Raw genomic sequence first — 17,111 nt, 5'->3', positions numbered from 1 at the left:
AAAGCTGTTGAGGCAGGCCCGTCGTGGCCCGCCTCGGTCTGTCACAGTTTCGTGTCGCCCATGCGACAGCGGGCGATTTACTCGCCCTGCGCCTCGGTCAGAACCTCTTCCGCGGGCGCATCTTCGAGCGCTCCGAGGTCCACGCCTGCGGCTTCCATCTGGCCGGTCATGCCATCGAGGGCCGCGCGGGAGACGAGATCGCAGTACAGCGCGATGGCGCGGGCCGCGTCATCGTTGCCGGGGATGATGTAGTCCACACCGTCGGGCGAGCAGTTGGTGTCGACGATGGCAACAACCGGAATGCCCAGTTTGTTGGCTTCGGCCACGGCCAGCGCTTCTTTCTTGACGTCGATGACGAACAGCATGTCCGGAACGCCGCCCATTTCGCGGATCCCGCCGAGCGATGCTTCGAGCTTCTGCTGGTCACGCTCCATGCCGAGACGCTCTTTCTTGGTCAGGCCTTCGGCGCCCTGAGCCATTGTCTCGTCGATCGACTTGAGGCGGTTGATCGACTGGGAAACGGTCTGCCAGTTGGTCAGCGTGCCACCGAGCCAGCGGTGGTTCATGTAATACTGAGCGCATTTCTCGGCGGCGTCGGCGATCGGCTGAGCGGCCTGACGCTTGGTGCCTACGAAGAGAACGCGGCCATTCTTGGCGACGGTGTCGCGGATGGCGGTCAGTGCCTGATCCAGCATCGGAACGGTCTGCGTCAGGTCCATGATGTGGATGCCGTTACGCGCGCCATAGATGAACTCGCCCATGCGGGGGTTCCAGCGCTGCGTCTGGTGGCCAAAGTGAACGCCAGCTTCGAGCAGCTGACGCATGGTGAACTCAGGAAGAGCCATGCCTTGTATCCTTTCCGGTTTAATATCCTCGGCGGGGGATCAAGGCATCTGCCTCAACCGGTGGACTTTGGGGGATGTCTGTCCCAAGGCCCGCCCCCGCCTGCGGGGTTCGTGCGCGAGCCTTTAGACGGGATTGGCGCAGGGCGCAACCCCCGTTGTCGGACAGACCGGTTTTCAAAGGCAAAGAGGCCCCGGCACAGGGCCGGGGCCGCGTTTCGCACACCCGGCGGCTGGGATCAGAGGAACACGCGTTCCACGAACCAGTAGCCGCCCACCAACGCGATCCCGACGGACGCCGGCACGGCGACAAAGCGGCGATAGGCGTCCAGGCGGTCGAGGAATGTTACCGACAAGAAGCACAGCAGGCAAAGCGCGGCCAGCGGCCAGAAGAAGATCGGCGCGCCCGCCCCCATGGTCTCCACAAAGGCCGGACCGTTGACGACAAAGCTGAGTGCGACGAAGCCAAGCGTGAGAACGCCGTAGATGACCTGACCGGTGCGAATGTCGGCCTCGCCCATATCGACGCGCTGCGCCAGCACGACCAGAAGAAACGCCAGCGCGATCACCGTGAGCTGCCCCACCTCGACGCCGACGTTGAAGCCGATCAGCGCCGGGACGAACTGATCCTGCGGCAGGCCGAATTCGCCCAGAACGCTGGCAAAACCGAGACCGTGCAGCAGGCCAAAGACAAAGATGACCAGCGGCCGCCAGCGATGCAGCTTGTCCGAAACGATATTTTCGACCGCAACATAGACGATGGATGCGGCGATGATCGGCTCGACGATGCTACCCGGGATGTTGACATAGCCAAGCGCGCCAAGCGCCAGGGTGACGGTGTGCGCCAAGGTGAAGGCGGAAATCTGCCAGATCAGCGGTCGCAGATGGGTGGACAGAAAGAACAGCCCGAGCACAAAAAGGATGTGGTCCAGCCCCTTGGGCAGGATGTGATCAAAGCCAACCGGCACGTAACCCGCAAAGGTGGCCAGAGCGCCCGTGGCATCGCCACCCTGCACCGTGATCGGCCCGCTGCTGCCGCCGGCAAGATAGCCGGTATAGCCATCCTCGACGCCCTGCTGGCGCAGGATCAGCGTGCCATAGCGCGCGGGCCATGAAACCTCGATGGCCTCGGTCCCTTCGGGCAACGGGGCCGACAGCTCCAGACTTGTATCGCGCGGCAGCGAGACATCACCGACCGGCGGCACCGTGATCTGATCAAGAGCGAGATCCACCGGTACACCATCGGCTTGCACGGCAAGGGCTGAGACAATCGCGCCGATCTGCTCCCGCAGGCGCTCTTCGATCTGTTCTGGCGGCATGGCGCGCAGCGCGTCAACGTCGTCCGAGCCTTCGGTTTCGTTGGTATCGGCGACGCCTTCGAGATCGACCCCGGCCAGGATTGCCTCGGCGTTCATCTCGATTTTCAAGGAAATCTGGCCGTCGGCGGCTGTCAGATCGCCGATGGCGGGTCTGACCTCATGCGCAACTGCAAATGAGACCGAAGCCAGCCAGACCAGAGCCGCGAGGACGATGCGCATGTCTTTCTCCTTGTTTTTCAAGGTGTGAAAGTGACGCGCCGCCCCCGAAGTTCAAGAGAAAAAGCCACGCGGTGCGCAACTTTTCAAAGGTCGATCACCTGAACGCTGCGCCCTTTGGCCGCCAGCGCGATCTTGCCATCGCACAGGCGCAGCGCGTCCTCCCCAAAAACCTCCCGGCGCCACCCGGACAGCGCCGGAACATCGCGCAGACCGGCGGCAATGGCATCGAGATCCGCCGCCGGTGCAATTAGCTTGGAGGCGACACCGGAGCTTTCGGTGCGGGCCTTCAGAAGCACGCGCAGCAGATCGGCAAGCGCCGGGTTGACCTGCAGCTTGTCGCGGCTTTCGTCGACCTTGGGCAGCTTGTCCTTGGGGCACTCAAGCCCGTCTTTGACCGCCTTGAGGATCCCATCGGCGATTTCGCCCTTGCGGGCCTCGCGCAGGAGCAGGCGCGAACGGCCGAGATCGCCCATATTCTGCGGCTTGGTCGAGGCCAACTCGACCAGCGCGTCGTCCTTGTAGACCCGGTTGCGCGGGATGTTCCGGCTTTGGGCATACTCCTCGCGGAAGGCGGCAAGTTCGCGCACGATGGCCAGGAATTTCGGCGCGTTGGAGCGCGTGCGCACCCGCTGCCATGCCTCTTCGGGGCGCGAAATATAGGTCTCGGGATCGGTCAGCGTGCTCAGTTCCTCGGCCACCCAGCGGGCCCGGCCGGTCTCATCGAGCTTGCGCGCAAGAAATTCATAGATTTGACGCAGGTGCGTGACGTCCGCCAGCGCATAGGTTTTCTGTGCATCGGTCAATGGGCGGCGCGACCAATCGGTAAAGCGCGAGCTTTTGTCCACGGCGCCCTTCACGATGCGCTTGACCAGGGTTTCATAGCCAACCTGTTCGCCAAAGCCGCAGACCATGGCGGCGACCTGCGTGTCGAACAACGGTTTGGGGATGACATTGTTGTCGATGAAAAAGATTTCGAGATCCTGCCGCGCCGCGTGAAACACCTTCACGACATTTTCGTTACGAAACAGCGCGATCAGCGGATCCAGCGACAGCCCGTCCACCAGCGGATCGACCAGAACCGCATTGCTGTCATCGGTTCCGGGCAGCGCCAGCTGGATCAGGCACAGTTTGGAGTAGTAGGTCCGTTCGCGAAGAAATTCGGTATCGACGGTGACATAGGGCTCTGACTCGGCCTGTTTGCAGAACTCGGACAGGTCTGCTGTTGTTGTTATCGTTCTCATGAGCCGCCGTTTCGTCCTTTCTCGACTATTCCGTCTCGGTTTGACCACCCTAACCTCATTCATCAGGAAAGAGCAATTCACCCGGTGCAGCTTCGGAAGATGCAATCGGGTTGGAAAGGACACCCTGCTCCGGAAATCACGTTTTGTGATGCCGTTGGCAACAATCATTCGTTTCAAGAATGCTGCCCAACCGGATATCTCGGCGGCATGACCCGCTAACAAGAGGAATGACCATGGCGTCGCTTGATATCACACACCCTGCCCTGCCCCAAACCGCGCTGTCGCGCGGCGATCTTACCGCTTTGGCGACGGCGGCGGCCTTGCTGATTGGCCTCGGGCTGACGGCTCTCATGGCACCGCCCGCACCTGCCTCGCCGGATTGGCATGGCAACAGCGGCAGCGCGCAGCGCCTACAACGTGAGCAGTGACCGCTCGCCACCGGCAAAGCGGCGCAGCACCGCCGGATACAGCCTGTGTTCCTGAACCAGAACCCGCGCGGCGAGCGTGTCCGCATCGTCGCCGGGTTCAATCGGCACCCGCGCCTGTCCAAGGATGGGACCATCGTCCAGCTTGGGCGTGACCTCATGCACGGTGCAGCCCGCTTCGCTGTCGCCCGCATCCAGCGCCCTTTGGTGCGTGTGCAGGCCCTTGTACTTGGGCAGGAGCGAGGGGTGAATGTTCAACATCCGCCCCTCGTAGGCCGCGATAAAGGAAGGCGTCAGAATCCGCATGAAGCCCGCAAGGCAGAGAATATCCGGGTTCGACGCATCAATGTGCTCGCGCAGCGCCGCCTCGAAGGCTTCGCGGTCGCCCTTGAACGGCCGGTGATCGACCGCGGCGGTGGCAATGCCCATGTCCGCCGCTTTCTTCAAACCGCCCGCGTCGGGATCGTTGGAGGCCACGAGACAAGGCCGCGCGGGATGATCGCCGGTCATGCTTTCGACCAGCCTGACCATGTTGGACCCGCCGCCGGACACGAGAATCGCGACCCGTTTCACGAAAGCGCGCCCTCGTAGGCCATCCCGCTCTCGCCCGTAACCGTGCCGAGGCGCACGGGCGTCTCGCCCGCTGCGGCCAACGTATCGAACAGCACATCCGCATGTTCGGCGGCCACCACCAGCACCATGCCGATACCGCAGTTGAACGTCTTGAGCATCTCGGCGGCCTCTATATTGCCGGTCTCCTGCATCCATTTGAAGACCGGGGGCAGATCCCAAGCGTTCAGGTTGACCGCCGCGCCTATGCCCTCGGGCAGCACGCGCGGCAGGTTCTCGGTCAGACCGCCGCCGGTGATATGCGCCAGCGCGTGCACGCCGCCCGCCCGGACCGCTTCGAGCGCCGGTTTCACATAAAGCCGCGTCGGGGTCAGCAGCGCCGCGCCAAGTGTGCCCTCTCCCCAGGGGCAATCCGCATCCCAACCAAGGCCGGAGATCTCCACCAGCTTGCGCACGAGGCTGTAGCCGTTCGAATGCACCCCGTCGGAGGCCAGACCGATCAGCACATCGCCCGCAGCGACGCCCTTGGGCAGATCACTGCCGCGCTCCATGGCCCCCACGGCAAATCCCGCGAGATCGAAATCGCCCGCCGGATACATCCCCGGCATTTCCGCCGTCTCGCCGCCAATCAGGGCACAGCCGGACTGCGCGCAGCCCTCGGCGATGCCTTCGACAACCCGCGCCGCAGTGTCGGTGTCGAGCTTGCCTGTCGCGAAATAGTCCAGGAAAAACAGCGGCTCCGCGCCCTGACACACCAGATCATTGACGCACATGGCAACAAGGTCGATGCCCACGCCGTCCACATGGCCGGTGTCGATCGCGATGCGCAGCTTGGTGCCAACCCCGTCCGTCGCCGCCACCAGAATGGGATCGCTGTAGCCCGCGCCCTTGAGGTCAAACAATGCGCCAAAGCCGCCAAGACCGGACATCACGCCCGGGCGGTTGGTCTTTTTCGCGGCAGGTTTGATCCGGTCCACAAGGGCATTGCCCGCGTCGATATCAACGCCCGCCTGGGCATAGGTCACTGGTGTCTTGGCGTCGCTCATCTCGGCTCTCCTGAGAATATGCCGCCGCGATAGCCCATTCATGCTGCGCACGCAACGTCACGGGTATCGTTTCAGCGCGCCCCGGGTCCGCTTTATGACAGGGTTGCGCGTCTTCCGGACCCCAGCGCCGTGCGCCGGGACAATCCGCCCTCCGCCGCGACGACCCGCACGTTCCCTGTCTTGACGCGGCGCATTCTCGGACATACTCAAAGTCACACGGTGGGCCTGTAGCTCAATTGGTTAGAGCAGGGCGCTCATAACGCCTTGGTTGGGGGTTCGAGTCCCTCCGGGCCTACCAAACCTGCCGTTCCCTCATTAGGTGAGAAAAGACCGATCTGGACCGCGCTCCGAGACGCCGGGATGGAAAAACGGCTCCTGTCTTCCTCTGGCATTCGTGTATGCGTTCGGGAATGCGCAAACGCCGGTGCGCAAGAGCAACGCCTTGGCCGTCCATGGCACAACCGGGTGCCGGGTCTCTCCCCGCGCCGGTTTCATTGGTGCGGTCCGTCACGCTGCGCACCCGGTCGAATCCTCGAACCACGTATAAGGACGCGCGCATTCAGATCGCCTGCGGAATCAGTCCCTGCCCGGTGTTTCGCATTCTTCGAAGGAGCCGCGCTGACGCAGTCTCTGACTGGCGCTTGGACCGGGCGGCACCGGTATGACGTCATGATCGGCAGTTGTCGCGGGATACGATGCGCCAACAGGCCTCCGTCAGAAGATCGCTCATACCATGCGCCGCGTAGCCGGGTTTCGGACCCGGATTTTCCGGGACCCGTTGCCGGACCTGTTCTGCGTCGTCCTGAACAAAGGCCGAAAAGAACAGGGGCCCGCCATCGCGGATGATGCGGCGGGAGAATGCGAGGGAATCGCCCGCCGCGTTCGGGTTCCGATCGGGAATGACCGGGACCATCGGCATCAGGTCGAACATCGGGCCACTGAAGGGCAACGCCGTGCGGGGCGTCATGGCCTCGCCCGTCTTGTTGTTTATGGCGTTGGACGCATTCCCGTGATGATCGGCAAACCGTGGCTCGTCGACTGCGGTCTGAAGAAACGCAACCAGCGCCTTGTGGACGTCGATCCCGGCATGGCCGCCAGGTGGCAGGCCAAGGTCGAGAAAACTCTCCGAAAAGCGCAGGCCGCAGCCAATATCGCGGCGGTCGTTACAGCCAAGCCCCCCCGATGCGCTCGCACGTATATTCAATGAGCATCTGCCCGATCTGCGTCGGGGTGGTCATGGTCTGAACGTTGGGATGGTCGCGTTTAACCCGCTGTGGCACAAGGAGCCAGAGTTTTCCGGTCTGACGGTGCGCGGCATGGCGCGGTGTCAACGCGGCAGCCAGGATCGCCCCCCCAAGTTCAAGCCATGGCGATATGCCGCCGTTCCGATTGATCGCATCGTCAGGAGAAAGGACCCGTGCGCACAAGACAGGTGGACTGCTGCGCCAGAACAAGAGAAAAGGCTCGCTCCATTGCCAGCGCGCATCACAGGGAGGCACAGGCAGATGCGGCGGAATGCAGCCCAAGCCCGGCCCCCTGCCCCGAGGGTTGAAGCGCCTTCTTGAGCGGCCATGCAACCTTTGGTACGCACACGAGGATTGCGGTTTGCGTCTGATACTCAGCCATTCCACCACCGATAACAGGAGCCTGCCATGCGCCGGATTGCCCTCTGCCTTGCCTTTCTCGTTCCGGTGCAGGCCCTTGCCCAGGACTACGCCGCCGGCACACTCAGCATCGAGCTGAACTCGGTGGAGACGGTCGAAGCCGCCTGCCGCATGAGTTTCCTGATCCAGAATGGCCATGACGCCGACATCGACAAGGCCGTCTTCGAGGCGGTTTTGTTTGATCAGGGCGGCACGGTGGATCGTCTGACGCTCTTTGATTTTGGCGCCCTGCCCGCGGGCCGCCCCCGGGTGCGGCAATTTATGGTCCCTGATCTGAGCTGCGAGGCGCTGGGCCAGGTGTTGATCAACGGCGTACAAAGTTGTCAGAGCGGCGAGGCCGAGAGCGCTCTGTGCGGCAAGGGCCTGAGGCTGCGCTCGCGCATCGCGGTTGAGGTGATCGGATGAGTGCCGCATTGGTCGATGCGCTGCGCCGGATTTTCGATCTTGGCGGGCCGGTTGTGCTGCTGCTCGGGGCGCTGTCGGTTCTGGTGCTTGCGGTCGTGCTCTACAAGCTGTGGCAATTCACGGCTGCGGGTGTCGGGCGACACAAGGCCCTGCGCCGGGCCGTTGCGGCATGGGACGCGGGCGCACGTGCGCAGGCCCGCAGCGACTTGCAGAACTCCACGAGCTATCTGCGTCCGGTCATCGAAATGGCCATTGACGGCCAGACCGACGCAGAGCGGCTCAAGGCAGAGGCCGAGACCCGGTTCGCAACGCTCGAACGCGGATTTCGCGTGCTTGATACCGTGGCGCAGCTTGCCCCGTTGCTCGGGCTCTTTGGCACCGTTCTTGGGATGATCTCCGCGTTTCAGGCGCTGCAGGACGCAGGCAGTCAGGTTGACCCCTCCGTGCTGGCGGGCGGGATCTGGGTCGCGCTGCTGACCACGGCGGTGGGGCTTGCGGTGGCGATGCCGACGACCATCGTGCTCAACTGGTTCGAGGCGCGGATCGACGCCGAGCGTGTTCTGGCCGGGGCTGCCCTGCGCACCATCCTTGCACCGACCGGGGATGCGGACCCTGCGACGCAGCCCGGGGCCACAGCGGAACCCACCCATGCTTAGACGCGAGCGACGGCGGCGCAGGCTGTCCATGACATCGCTGATTGATGTCATCTTCCTGCTGCTGCTGTTCTTCATGCTCAGCTCGACCTTCACCCGCTTTGCCGAGGTGGACCTGTCGGCGGGCGCCGCCGGGGGCACGGCCCCGCCCTCCGAGAGGCCGCCGGTCTTCCTCAGGCTTGGGGTCGCGACGTTGGACCTCAATGGCCGCGCCGTGTCTCTGGACGCGCTTGCCGACAGGCTGGCCCCCTTGCTTGGCGATGCCCCGGGATCGGTTCTCGTCTCCTTGCGCGGGGCGGTGGATGCGCAGCGGCTGACTGATCTGCTGGTGGCCCTGCGCACGGTGCCAAAGGCCGAGGTGACCGTGCTGGAGCAAAACGGATGAGAGTGCGCCGTGCCAGGACCGAGCGCGAGCCGACCATTGCCCTGATCAACATCGTTTTTCTGATGCTGATCTTCTTTCTGGTGGCCGGGACGCTGGCGGTTCCCTTGGATCGCGACCTGAGACTTGTCAACACGGAGACCCTCGCTGGGCAAGCCCCGCCGGATGCGCTTGTCGTGAATCGGGACGGTCGGCTAAGCTATCGCGGCGGGCCAGTTGCCGATGCTGCGGCTTTTATCAACAGTCTCGACACTCCGGCGCGGGCGCGGGTGCGCGTGGTCCCGGACCGTGCCCTGCCTGCGGCGGATCTGGTCGCGCTTGGCCGGGCCCTGCGCATCGCTGGCGCGCAAAGCGTTGTGATCGTCACCGAACGGGGGCTGCGGTGATCCGGGGTTCGCTCGCGATCAAGCTGGCCGCTCTGGCGGTGGCCGCTGGCGCACATGTGGCATTGGCCGTGGTGCTGCTCCCGGATGAGACCACGCGCATCGAAGGGGCGACGGGCGGCGCGACCGTCCGCCTTGGCAACGGCTTTGCCGATATGGTGCAGGGCGTCACGCAGCCACAGGCCGCGCAGGCCGTCGCCAGCCCGATCCCGGCAAAACCCGCGCTCGCGCTGCGCGCCGCAAAACCGGACCCGGTGCAGCAAAGCGCATCCTCGACCGCATCGGCGGTGTCGCCCGTACCGTCCACCATTGTTCCGACAGCGCCGCGAGCGCCCGGCGCTGCCCCTTCACCGTTCGAACCGCTGGTTGCACAAACCACGAGCGAGCCTGCGCCCGCGGTCCCGGGCTTGACCGCGCTTCCCGCCACACCGGCGCCTGCATCCGCCAGACAAGCGCCCGCATCCGCCCCCCCGGTCCCGCCCGAGCCAGGCAGGACCGACACCGCGCTGCAGGTCCTCGAAGGCAGCGCGCCGGCCACCGGGGCCGTCACACGCTCACTTCGCCCCAACCCGCGCAGCGCCGCGTTCGAGCAGACGCACAAACCCGATCCCGCGCCCCGCGCACAGGCCAAGCCGCCCAAGACCAACCCCGCGCCGAAACCGAGCAGCACCGGAAATGCCGCGCAAACCACCCGCGCCGGAACGGCCACGGGACAGACGACTGCAAAAGCCCGGTCCAGCGGCAGCGGTGGCAAGACCAAGGCCAGCGGAAACGCGGCCGCGTCGAATTACAGGGGCGTCGTTGCACGCTGTATCGCCCGAGCAGGCCGCCCAGGCGTGCGCGGCGGCGGCACCGCCCGCGTGTCGTTTCGCATTACGGACAGTGGGCGCATCACGGCGGTGGTTCTGTCGCGCCCCTCGGGCAACCCGGCGCTTGACCGGGCAGCGATGAGCATGATCCGGCGCGCCGGTCCCTGTCCGGCGCCGCCGCCCGGCGCGGACAGGGCGCACGCCGTGAACATCCAATCCCGATAGGCCGCCCGCGCCCGTGATGCCGGTCCAGATTTCTAAAACCAAGGTCGCATAGGCGGCACGATTTGCCCCCCTTAGTGTCGCGGAAATGGGAGCACGTATTTTCATTGCGCTGGCCGTCTGGCTGCTGAGCCTGACGGCGGCACTGGCCGAGGTCAAAACCCGCGACGTGCTCGCGGCGTATATCTATGCGCCCATGGCGCTGGGCGAGCAGGACCCGGAGACCGGCGTCTACGATCTTCTCAATTCCGGCGGCGCCAAGGCCGGTTACGTGTTTCAGACCGAACCGCTGGCCGCCCTGCCCGGGTTTTCCGGCGCGCCGATCAACATGCTTGTCGTGCTTGATCTCGAAGGGCAATTCGTCGATGTGCAGCTGCTCGACCACAATGAACCGATCTTTGTCTCCGGCCTTGGCGAGGCGCCCTTCCACGCCTTCATGGAACAATATCGCGGCCATTCGATTTCCGACACTCTGGTGGTCGGCACGCCCTACGGCGACGGCGGTGCGGGATCGGGGCTGGTCTATCTCGACGGCGTGACGAAGGCGACGGCGAGCGTGCGCATCGCGCATGAATCGATCCTTGCTGCCGCGCTCCATGTGGCGCGCGAAAAACTTGGTGGGATCGCGGCCGGGCCGCCGGCCTTCCCGGATCCGGCCGTTGACGAAGACCTCGATTGGCAGGCCCTTGTCGATCAGGGGCTGATCACCCGGTTTCAGGTCAGCAACGCGGAGGTACAGGCACAGTTCGAAGGCACGACCTGGGAAGACGATGATCCGGAGGCGCTCGATTATCCCAATGATGCCTATCTCGATCTGTGGGTCGCCGATCTCGGGCCGCGGTCCATCGCCCGCGCGATCCTGTCGGAGGATACGCTCACCGAACTCGATCGGTTCGTCGAGATTTCCGGCTTTGATGAGCCGGTGCTGATGATCGAAACCGCGCGGCACGGTCTTGTCTCCGACGCGTTCGTGCGCAACACCGCGCCAGACCTTGTCGGGGCGTCGCAGGGCGGGTTTCCCGTCGCGCTGCGCGATGCGGACATCTTTGTCGAACTGGCGGACGACGTGCCGGACGCCCTGCACGATGGCACCGCTCTGATCCTGCGTACCGATCGACGGCTCGGCTTCGATCCGGCCAGCCCATGGGAGATCTCCGTCAAGGCGTTGCGCGAACACGGCATGTTTCAGCCAGAGGTCGGCGCCGTCACCTTGATCCGGGAGCTGTCCACCCCGGATCGGTTTTTCACCCGTCCCGGACAGATCCAGCGGCGCTCCCCCTTCGAAGAGGCGATCCAAAATCGAAAAAGCGATCTGATTCTTCTCGCGGGTTTCCTTATGGCCCTCCTGCCGCTGCTCTTGTTTGGCCAGTCGCACCTTGCCGGGCTGCGGGCCTTTACGCCGGTTCGGCTTGGCATTCTTGCCTTTGTTCTGGGCTTTGTTGGATGGTGGGGACAGGGGCAGCTTTCGATCGTTACGCCCCTCGCCGCGCTGCAGGCGGCCATCTCCGGCGGCGCCTTCGCCTTCCTGCTGTATGATCCGTTTTCCCTGCTGGTCTGGCTCGCAGCCTTGCTTGGCTTCGTGCTGTGGGGGCGAGGGCTGTTTTGTGGCTGGCTTTGTCCGTTCGGCGCCCTGCAGGAGTTCGCACACCACCTTGGACGGCTGTTGCGTCTGCCCCGGATCGAGCCCTCGGCGCTTTGGGACGACCGGCTGAAATCGGTGAAATACGTCGCGCTGGCGGGCCTTGTGACTGTGACGGTCCTGAAACCGGAGCACATGGACAAGGCCGCCGAAATCGAGCCCTTCAAGACTGCGATCACCACCTTCTTTCTGCGCGAATGGTATTATGCCGCCTATGCAGCGCTGTGGCTGGTTCTGGGACTTTTTGTGTTCAAGGGGTTTTGCCGCTACCTCTGTCCGCTCGGCGCGCTTATGGCCATTGGCGGGGCGCTGCGCCTGCGCAAGTGGATTCCCCGGCGGGTGGACTGCGGCGCGCCCTGCCAGCTGTGCCGGGTGAAATGCAATTACGGGGCCATCGAGAAATCCGGTGCGATCCAGTATGACGAGTGTTTCCAATGCCTTGACTGCGTGAGCATCCACGATGATGCAGATCAGTGCGTGCCTTTGGTCCTTGAAGCACGCAAGGAAAAGCGCCGCCCACGCCGCACGGGCCATCCCAATGAGGTGCCAGCCGAATGAAACGCCGTCGCTTTATCGCCGTCGCCGCCGCTTTCGCCTGCGCACCGCGTTTCGTTGAAGCACAGTCATGGCAGGGGCAGGCGCTCGGGGCAAACGTGAGCCTGACCTTGAATGGACCTCGGTCCGAGATATCCGCCGCGCTCGCCGAATTGTCCGGCTGGCTTGAAACCTTTGAGGATACGTTCAGCCTCTATCGGTCGGCGTCGATGCTGTCGCGACTCAATCGAGACGGACGGCTGTCCGCGCCCGGCGGCCTGTTCGAGGACCTGGTGCAGCGGGTTTCTGCGGCGCATGACGTGACGGACGGCCTGTTCGATCCAACCGTGCAGCCGCTCTGGGACGCGCTGGCCAAAGGCGAAAATCCCGGTGCCGCGCGGAGTTTGATCGGATGGGACCGCGTACAATCCAATGTTCTCGGGCAAATCCGGATGGCCCCGGGACAGAAGCTCACGTTCAACGGCGTTGCCCAGGGCTATGCGACGGACCTGGTCCGCGACGCGCTCCATCAGCGCGGATTTACCAAGGCATTGATTAACATCGGCGAATATGCCGCGCTGGGCGGCCCGTTCCGGCTGGGCCTGTCCGATCCGGCATTTGGCATGGCCGGTCAGGTAACGCTGAGCGGACATGCAATCGCAACCTCCAGTCCCGGTGCGCTCTTGCTTGGCGGACATGGGCATATTCTCGGCCCGCAAGGCCAGCGGCCGCTCTGGTCGACGCTTTCGATCGAGGCAGACAGCGCGGCGCTGGCGGATGCGCTTTCGACCGCGGGTGTGTTCATGCGGCTTGATCGTCTGAGACAATTGAAGCGTCAGGCTGGCTTGCGCCGGATCATCGCCATTGATCAGCAGGGAAACTTACGCAGCATTTAGGGCATTTTGCGCCTGTTCTTCAGTGATTGATGGCGGTTTGCGCGAGATTTTCGGCGCAGCGACAGTGCATCTTGCGCCTCGGCGCGGCGCAGGTCAAAAGAAGCACCATGTCGACTGCACCGCAAATCCTTTGTATCGGCTCCGCCCTCTGGGACGTGATCGGCCGCACCTTCAGCGAAATGCGTCCCGGGAACGATGTTCCCGGCCGCATCACACGTATTCCGGGCGGCGTTGCCCTCAACATAGCCATGACTCTCAGTCGGTTTGGCATGCAGCCCGTGATGCTCAGCGCGATTGGCCACGACGCCGAAGGCGATGCACTGATCGCGCGCTGCGCGGCACTTGGGCTGGACATGACGCATGTCTATCGCTCAGAAGACCTGCCGACGGATGTTTACATGGCCATCGAAGCGCCCAGCGGCCTGATCGCCGCGATTGCCGATGCCCATTCGCTTGAGGCGGCGGGCGCGCGCATTCTTGATCCGCTGCGCAATGGCACCCTGGGCAGCGTCGGCGCTCCCTATGCCGGACAGATCGCGCTCGATGGCAATCTGACCGAAACGTTGCTGGCGGACATCGTCGCAGATGATGCCTTTTCCGAGGCTGATCTGCGCATCGCCCCGGCTTCGCCGGGCAAGGCCGAGCGACTGCGACCGTTTCTTTTGCACCGTCGTGGCACGCTTTACGTCAATCTCGAAGAAGCGGGCTTGCTCTGCGAGACGACATTTACCAGCGCACCGCAAGCGGCGGCCATGTTGATCGAGCGTGGCGCATGTCGCGCCGTGGTCACCAACGGCCGCGAATGCTGTGCCGATGCCACCGCGGATGCTCTTATCACAAAGCGCCCCCCGGAAGTGAACGTGACACGGATTACCGGGGCTGGCGACACCTTCATGGCCGCCCACATGGCAGGCGAGCGACGCGGTCTCGATCGCGAAGACGCGCTCACATTTGCCCTGGACACAGCGGCCGCCCATGTTTCAGGAGAAATCTCCCTATGACCCTCTATACCGCATCGCCCGAAGTTCGTGCAGCATTGGACGCGGGCACGCCTATCGTCGCGCTTGAATCGACCATTATCACGCACGGAATGCCCTGGCCGCAGAACCTCGAAATGGCCCGTAGGGTCGAGGACACCATCCGCGAGGGCGGCGCGACTCCGGCGACCATCGCCGTGATCGGCGGCACGCTGCATATCGGTTTGACCGATGATCAACTGCACACGCTCGCGCAGGCGAAAAATGTAGCCAAACTGAGCCGCGCCGATATGGCCGTATGCATGGCGCAGGGCGGCACCGGTGCAACCACCGTTGCAGCCACGATGATCGCGGCCCGGTTGGCCGGAATCGGTGTTTTCGCCACGGGAGGTATTGGCGGTGTGCATAAGGGTGCGGAAGAGAGCTTTGATGTCTCTGCCGATCTGCAGGAATTGGCCCAGAGCCCGGTGACCGTAATCGCAGCCGGGGCCAAGGCGATTCTGGATCTTCCCAAAACCCTTGAAGTGCTCGAAACTCTGGGCGTGCCGACCATCGCGGTCGGTCAGGACGCCCTGCCCGCGTTTTGGTCGCGCTCGGCCGGACACAAGGCGCCGCTGCGCATGGATGAGGCTAAAGACATCGCCAGAGCACAGCTCTTGCGGCAGGCGCTCGGGCTGCCCGGCGGCCAGCTTGTGGCCAATCCCATTCCGGAATCCGATGAGATCCCGCATGCCGTCATGGCCCCGATCATCGCGCAGGCGACCGCAGATGCCGAAGCCCACGGCATTCGTGGCAAGCAGGTCACGCCCTACCTGCTGCAACGGATCTATGAATTGACCGAGGGCCGCTCGCTGACCGCGAACATCGCACTCGTACTCAACAACGCTCGTTTCGGGGCGAAAATTGCCTGCGAATTGTGCGCATTGCGGGAGGAAATGAAACTTCCCGCTTAACAGACATTGTGACCCGGCGTCACAACGCTTAGCTAATAGGCACGTGAGCCAGCCGAGTATCCAGATCAATGACGTCTTCGCCTTTTGAACCGGAGCCCAAACGCCCGGGATTGTTCTCCAGCCTCCGGGCGAGCTTCCTGACCGGGCTGGTGGTGATCCTGCCTGTCGGTCTGACGATCTGGCTGATCTGGAAAGTATTTGGCTGGATCGACGGCTTTGTGCTGCCGTTGGTGCCGGCCAACCTCAACCCCGAGGAATACATCGGTATCAACCTGCGTGGTGTCGGTGTTATTTTCCTCTTTCTCTTTACGATTATCGTCGGTTGGATCGCAAAGGGTCTGATCGGCCGTTCTCTTATTCGCTTTGCCGAGAGCCTCGTCGAGCGCACGCCCGTCGTGCGGTCAATCTACTCAGGGATCAAACAGATCGCGGAAACCGTGTTTGCCCAGAGCGAGCGCAGTTTTGAAAAGGCCTGCCTGATCGAATACCCGCGCAAGGGCATCTGGGCCGTGGCGTTCATATCGACCGAAACCAAAGGCGAAGTCGCCGAAAAGGCCCACGCCATGGGGCGGCTTGTCTCGGTCTTTGTCCCAACCACGCCGAACCCCACGTCCGGGTTCCTGTTGTTTTTCCCCGAAGAAGACGTGATCGAACTCGATATGACCATCGAAGATGCAGCCAAATTGGTGATCTCGGCGGGGTTGGTTTATCCCAACGGCGAAAAGGCGAAAATCGCCGTCGAAGAGCAACTGCGCAAAGCCTCCTGAGGGCATTGAGCGCAAGAAATCGGGCAAAATGTGCACGATTGAACCGAGTACACGGCCAAATCCTGCATGATTTCAGCCAAACATCTTTCTCAGATCGGCGGTCTGGCGTTTTCCCAGATCGTCCAGGTGGCGATTCAGGAATTCACCCGCGGCGCGGCGTCCGGCCGCCTTGAGCTGTGAAATGACCGATGGCACCGGCACGGTTTTGGTCGCAACTGACAGAGCATTCATCAGCGGATCATCCGCGATCATGTGGACGCGCACGTCCTTCATCCTGCCGGGCTGTACGCTGCCGTCCGCAATCAGCCGCTGAACAAAGTCGACGGCTCTGAGCTCGCGCAGCAGCGATGAGTTGAAGCTGATTTCATTGATCCGGTTTTGGATTTCCGGCGGCGTCACTGGAATGGCCTCGCGGTGAAGCGGATTGATGTTGACCACGAGAATGTCATCCGGAAAACGCGGTTCGAAGAAGGGGAAAAGCGCGGGGTTGCCGGTGTAGCCGCCGTCCCAGAAGGCCTCGATCTCGCCGCTCTCCGGGTCCGGCAATTCGACGGCCTGAAAGAGCGTGGGCAGACAGGCGGAGGCCATGATCGCCTCGCCGGAGAGGTTGGCCTCGGTGAAGATTCGAATCTTCCCGCTGCGCACCTGCGTGGCACAAACGAACAGCGCCGGTCCGTGTTCATTGCAGACCTTGGAAAAGTCGAACTGAGCGACGATCGGCTCCAGAGGATTGCGGTAGAACGGTCCCGATGAATAGGGCGACATTATGCGAACCATCGCCTCGCCCCAGACGTAAGGCAGCGAATATTCGAGACTTTTCGAGACCATCCCCGGATCCGGCAGGAACGCCTGCATCCAGTCCGGCATTGCAACGTGGTCAAGCGCACCAATCTGTTGCCACAACCATTCAAGCTTGTCCCGCGCGCCCTGTCGTCCGCCATCGAGCAGCCCGGTCTTGATGGCCGCGCCGTTCAGCGCTCCGGCGGAGGTGCCGGAAATCGCGGCGACTTCAACTTTGTCTTCTTCAAGGAGGCGATCCAGCACACCCCAAGTAAAGGCGCCATGGGCCCCGCCGCCCTGCAATGCGAGATTGATCCGTATCGGCTGTGCCATCGACTAACCCTTCCGTGAGTGTGCGCAACCGACCGGGGACGATGCATCCCCG

18 protein-coding genes and 1 tRNA gene are annotated in these 17,111 nt (G+C 63.4%); 12 read left to right on the top strand and 7 right to left on the bottom strand.

The window, feature by feature from the left end; all coding sequences use genetic code 11:
- Positions 1-77: 77 nt before the first annotated feature.
- The 3 genes from rpsB to rnd form a co-directional block, all read right to left on the bottom strand.
- A complete protein-coding gene (gene rpsB / locus ACN2XU_RS17490; RefSeq protein ID WP_419411749.1) occupies positions 78-845 on the bottom strand; it encodes a 30S ribosomal protein S2 in 768 nt (255 codons plus the stop codon).
- A gap of 236 nt (positions 846-1,081) precedes the next feature.
- Positions 1,082-2,380, bottom strand: coding sequence for a HupE/UreJ family protein (locus tag ACN2XU_RS17485; RefSeq protein ID WP_419411748.1), 1,299 nt, complete (start codon positions 2,378-2,380; stop codon positions 1,082-1,084).
- Between the two features lie 83 nt (positions 2,381-2,463).
- Positions 2,464-3,621, bottom strand: coding sequence for a ribonuclease D (rnd, locus tag ACN2XU_RS17480; RefSeq protein WP_419411747.1), 1,158 nt, complete (start codon positions 3,619-3,621; stop codon positions 2,464-2,466).
- A gap of 233 nt (positions 3,622-3,854) precedes the next feature.
- On the opposite strand from rnd, the gene ACN2XU_RS17475 reads away from it, so the two are divergent.
- Positions 3,855-4,049, top strand: a complete 195-nt coding sequence (locus ACN2XU_RS17475) for a hypothetical protein (RefSeq protein WP_419411746.1) — start codon at positions 3,855-3,857, stop codon at positions 4,047-4,049.
- Here the strand turns inward: ACN2XU_RS17475 and purN are convergent.
- A complete protein-coding gene (gene purN, locus ACN2XU_RS17470) occupies positions 4,032-4,619 on the bottom strand; it encodes a phosphoribosylglycinamide formyltransferase (RefSeq protein WP_419411745.1) in 588 nt (195 codons plus the stop codon). The genes ACN2XU_RS17475 and purN overlap by 18 nt on opposite strands.
- Positions 4,616-5,662, bottom strand: a complete 1,047-nt coding sequence (gene purM / locus ACN2XU_RS17465; RefSeq protein WP_419411744.1) for a phosphoribosylformylglycinamidine cyclo-ligase — start codon at positions 5,660-5,662, stop codon at positions 4,616-4,618. The genes purN and purM overlap by 4 nt, the downstream gene beginning before the upstream one ends.
- A 221-nt stretch (positions 5,663-5,883) precedes the next feature.
- On the opposite strand from purM, the gene ACN2XU_RS17460 reads away from it, so the two are divergent.
- Positions 5,884-5,960 (top strand) — tRNA-Ile (locus ACN2XU_RS17460).
- Between the two features lie 369 nt (positions 5,961-6,329).
- On the opposite strand, the gene ACN2XU_RS17455 is transcribed toward ACN2XU_RS17460, so the two are convergent.
- Entirely contained in the window at positions 6,330-6,866 is a 537-nt protein-coding gene (locus ACN2XU_RS17455; RefSeq protein WP_419411743.1) for a hypothetical protein, read from the bottom strand.
- A 448-nt stretch (positions 6,867-7,314) separates the two neighbouring features.
- Here ACN2XU_RS17455 and ACN2XU_RS17450 point away from each other — a divergent pair, with 448 nt between their 5' ends.
- From ACN2XU_RS17450 to ACN2XU_RS17405, 10 genes are all read left to right on the top strand, one after another.
- On the top strand, positions 7,315-7,731 hold the full coding sequence (locus ACN2XU_RS17450; protein WP_419411742.1) for a hypothetical protein: 417 nt from the start codon (positions 7,315-7,317) through the stop codon (positions 7,729-7,731).
- A complete protein-coding gene (locus ACN2XU_RS17445) occupies positions 7,728-8,387 on the top strand; it encodes a MotA/TolQ/ExbB proton channel family protein (protein WP_419411741.1) in 660 nt (219 codons plus the stop codon). Before ACN2XU_RS17450 ends, ACN2XU_RS17445 begins: the two co-directional genes overlap by 4 nt.
- Positions 8,380-8,769: an ExbD/TolR family protein gene (locus ACN2XU_RS17440; RefSeq protein WP_419411740.1), complete on the top strand. Its 390-nt coding sequence runs from the start codon at positions 8,380-8,382 to the stop codon at positions 8,767-8,769. The genes ACN2XU_RS17445 and ACN2XU_RS17440 overlap by 8 nt, the downstream gene beginning before the upstream one ends.
- Positions 8,766-9,152: an ExbD/TolR family protein gene (locus ACN2XU_RS17435; RefSeq protein WP_419411739.1), complete on the top strand. Its 387-nt coding sequence runs from the start codon at positions 8,766-8,768 to the stop codon at positions 9,150-9,152. The genes ACN2XU_RS17440 and ACN2XU_RS17435 overlap by 4 nt, the downstream gene beginning before the upstream one ends.
- Entirely contained in the window at positions 9,149-10,183 is a 1,035-nt protein-coding gene (locus ACN2XU_RS17430) for a TonB family protein (protein WP_419411738.1), read from the top strand. The genes ACN2XU_RS17435 and ACN2XU_RS17430 overlap by 4 nt, the downstream gene beginning before the upstream one ends.
- An 85-nt stretch (positions 10,184-10,268) precedes the next feature.
- The gene (locus ACN2XU_RS17425) at positions 10,269-12,377 is read left to right on the top strand and encodes a 4Fe-4S binding protein (RefSeq protein WP_419411737.1); all 2,109 of its coding nucleotides are present in this window, start codon (positions 10,269-10,271) and stop codon (positions 12,375-12,377) included.
- Positions 12,374-13,249 carry an FAD:protein FMN transferase gene (locus ACN2XU_RS17420; RefSeq protein ID WP_419411736.1) on the top strand — a complete coding sequence of 292 codons (876 nt, stop codon included), beginning with the start codon at positions 12,374-12,376 and terminating at the stop codon, positions 13,247-13,249. Before ACN2XU_RS17425 ends, ACN2XU_RS17420 begins: the two co-directional genes overlap by 4 nt.
- Before the next feature lie 107 nt (positions 13,250-13,356).
- Positions 13,357-14,250 (top strand): PfkB family carbohydrate kinase, encoded by an 894-nt coding sequence (locus ACN2XU_RS17415; RefSeq protein ID WP_419411735.1) that lies wholly within the window; start codon positions 13,357-13,359, stop codon positions 14,248-14,250.
- Entirely contained in the window at positions 14,247-15,179 is a 933-nt protein-coding gene (locus tag ACN2XU_RS17410; protein ID WP_419411734.1) for a pseudouridine-5'-phosphate glycosidase, read from the top strand. The genes ACN2XU_RS17415 and ACN2XU_RS17410 overlap by 4 nt, the downstream gene beginning before the upstream one ends.
- A 68-nt stretch (positions 15,180-15,247) precedes the next feature.
- Positions 15,248-15,946, top strand: a complete 699-nt coding sequence (locus ACN2XU_RS17405; RefSeq protein ID WP_419411733.1) for a DUF502 domain-containing protein — start codon at positions 15,248-15,250, stop codon at positions 15,944-15,946.
- 72 nt (positions 15,947-16,018) lie between these two features.
- Here the strand turns inward: ACN2XU_RS17405 and ACN2XU_RS17400 are convergent, their stop codons facing one another.
- On the bottom strand, positions 16,019-17,059 hold the full coding sequence (locus ACN2XU_RS17400; protein ID WP_419411732.1) for a patatin-like phospholipase family protein: 1,041 nt from the start codon (positions 17,057-17,059) through the stop codon (positions 16,019-16,021).
- Positions 17,060-17,111 lie beyond the last annotated feature (52 nt).

The organism is Pacificoceanicola niger (assembly GCF_048553275.1).
Lineage (GTDB): Bacteria > Pseudomonadota > Alphaproteobacteria > Rhodobacterales > Rhodobacteraceae > Pacificoceanicola.
Note: the sequence above shows the minus strand (reverse complement) of the source record. Positions and strands in the feature narration are given on the sequence as shown.

Coding starts and splice junctions, on each gene's coding strand:
- rpsB (WP_419411749.1), bottom strand. CDS start 845: ATGGCTCTTCCTGAGTTCACCATGCGTCAGCTGCTCGAAGCTGGCGTT.
- ACN2XU_RS17485 (WP_419411748.1), bottom strand. CDS start 2,380: ATGCGCATCGTCCTCGCGGCTCTGGTCTGGCTGGCTTCGGTCTCATTT.
- rnd (WP_419411747.1), bottom strand. CDS start 3,621: ATGAGAACGATAACAACAACAGCAGACCTGTCCGAGTTCTGCAAACAG.
- ACN2XU_RS17475 (WP_419411746.1), top strand. CDS start 3,855: ATGGCGTCGCTTGATATCACACACCCTGCCCTGCCCCAAACCGCGCTG.
- purM (WP_419411744.1), bottom strand. CDS start 5,662: ATGAGCGACGCCAAGACACCAGTGACCTATGCCCAGGCGGGCGTTGAT.
- ACN2XU_RS17450 (WP_419411742.1), top strand. CDS start 7,315: ATGCGCCGGATTGCCCTCTGCCTTGCCTTTCTCGTTCCGGTGCAGGCC.
- ACN2XU_RS17445 (WP_419411741.1), top strand. CDS start 7,728: ATGAGTGCCGCATTGGTCGATGCGCTGCGCCGGATTTTCGATCTTGGC.
- ACN2XU_RS17440 (WP_419411740.1), top strand. CDS start 8,380: ATGCTTAGACGCGAGCGACGGCGGCGCAGGCTGTCCATGACATCGCTG.
- ACN2XU_RS17435 (WP_419411739.1), top strand. CDS start 8,766: ATGAGAGTGCGCCGTGCCAGGACCGAGCGCGAGCCGACCATTGCCCTG.
- ACN2XU_RS17425 (WP_419411737.1), top strand. CDS start 10,269: ATGGGAGCACGTATTTTCATTGCGCTGGCCGTCTGGCTGCTGAGCCTG.
- ACN2XU_RS17420 (WP_419411736.1), top strand. CDS start 12,374: ATGAAACGCCGTCGCTTTATCGCCGTCGCCGCCGCTTTCGCCTGCGCA.
- ACN2XU_RS17415 (WP_419411735.1), top strand. CDS start 13,357: ATGTCGACTGCACCGCAAATCCTTTGTATCGGCTCCGCCCTCTGGGAC.
- ACN2XU_RS17410 (WP_419411734.1), top strand. CDS start 14,247: ATGACCCTCTATACCGCATCGCCCGAAGTTCGTGCAGCATTGGACGCG.
- ACN2XU_RS17405 (WP_419411733.1), top strand. CDS start 15,248: ATGACGTCTTCGCCTTTTGAACCGGAGCCCAAACGCCCGGGATTGTTC.
- ACN2XU_RS17400 (WP_419411732.1), bottom strand. CDS start 17,059: ATGGCACAGCCGATACGGATCAATCTCGCATTGCAGGGCGGCGGGGCC.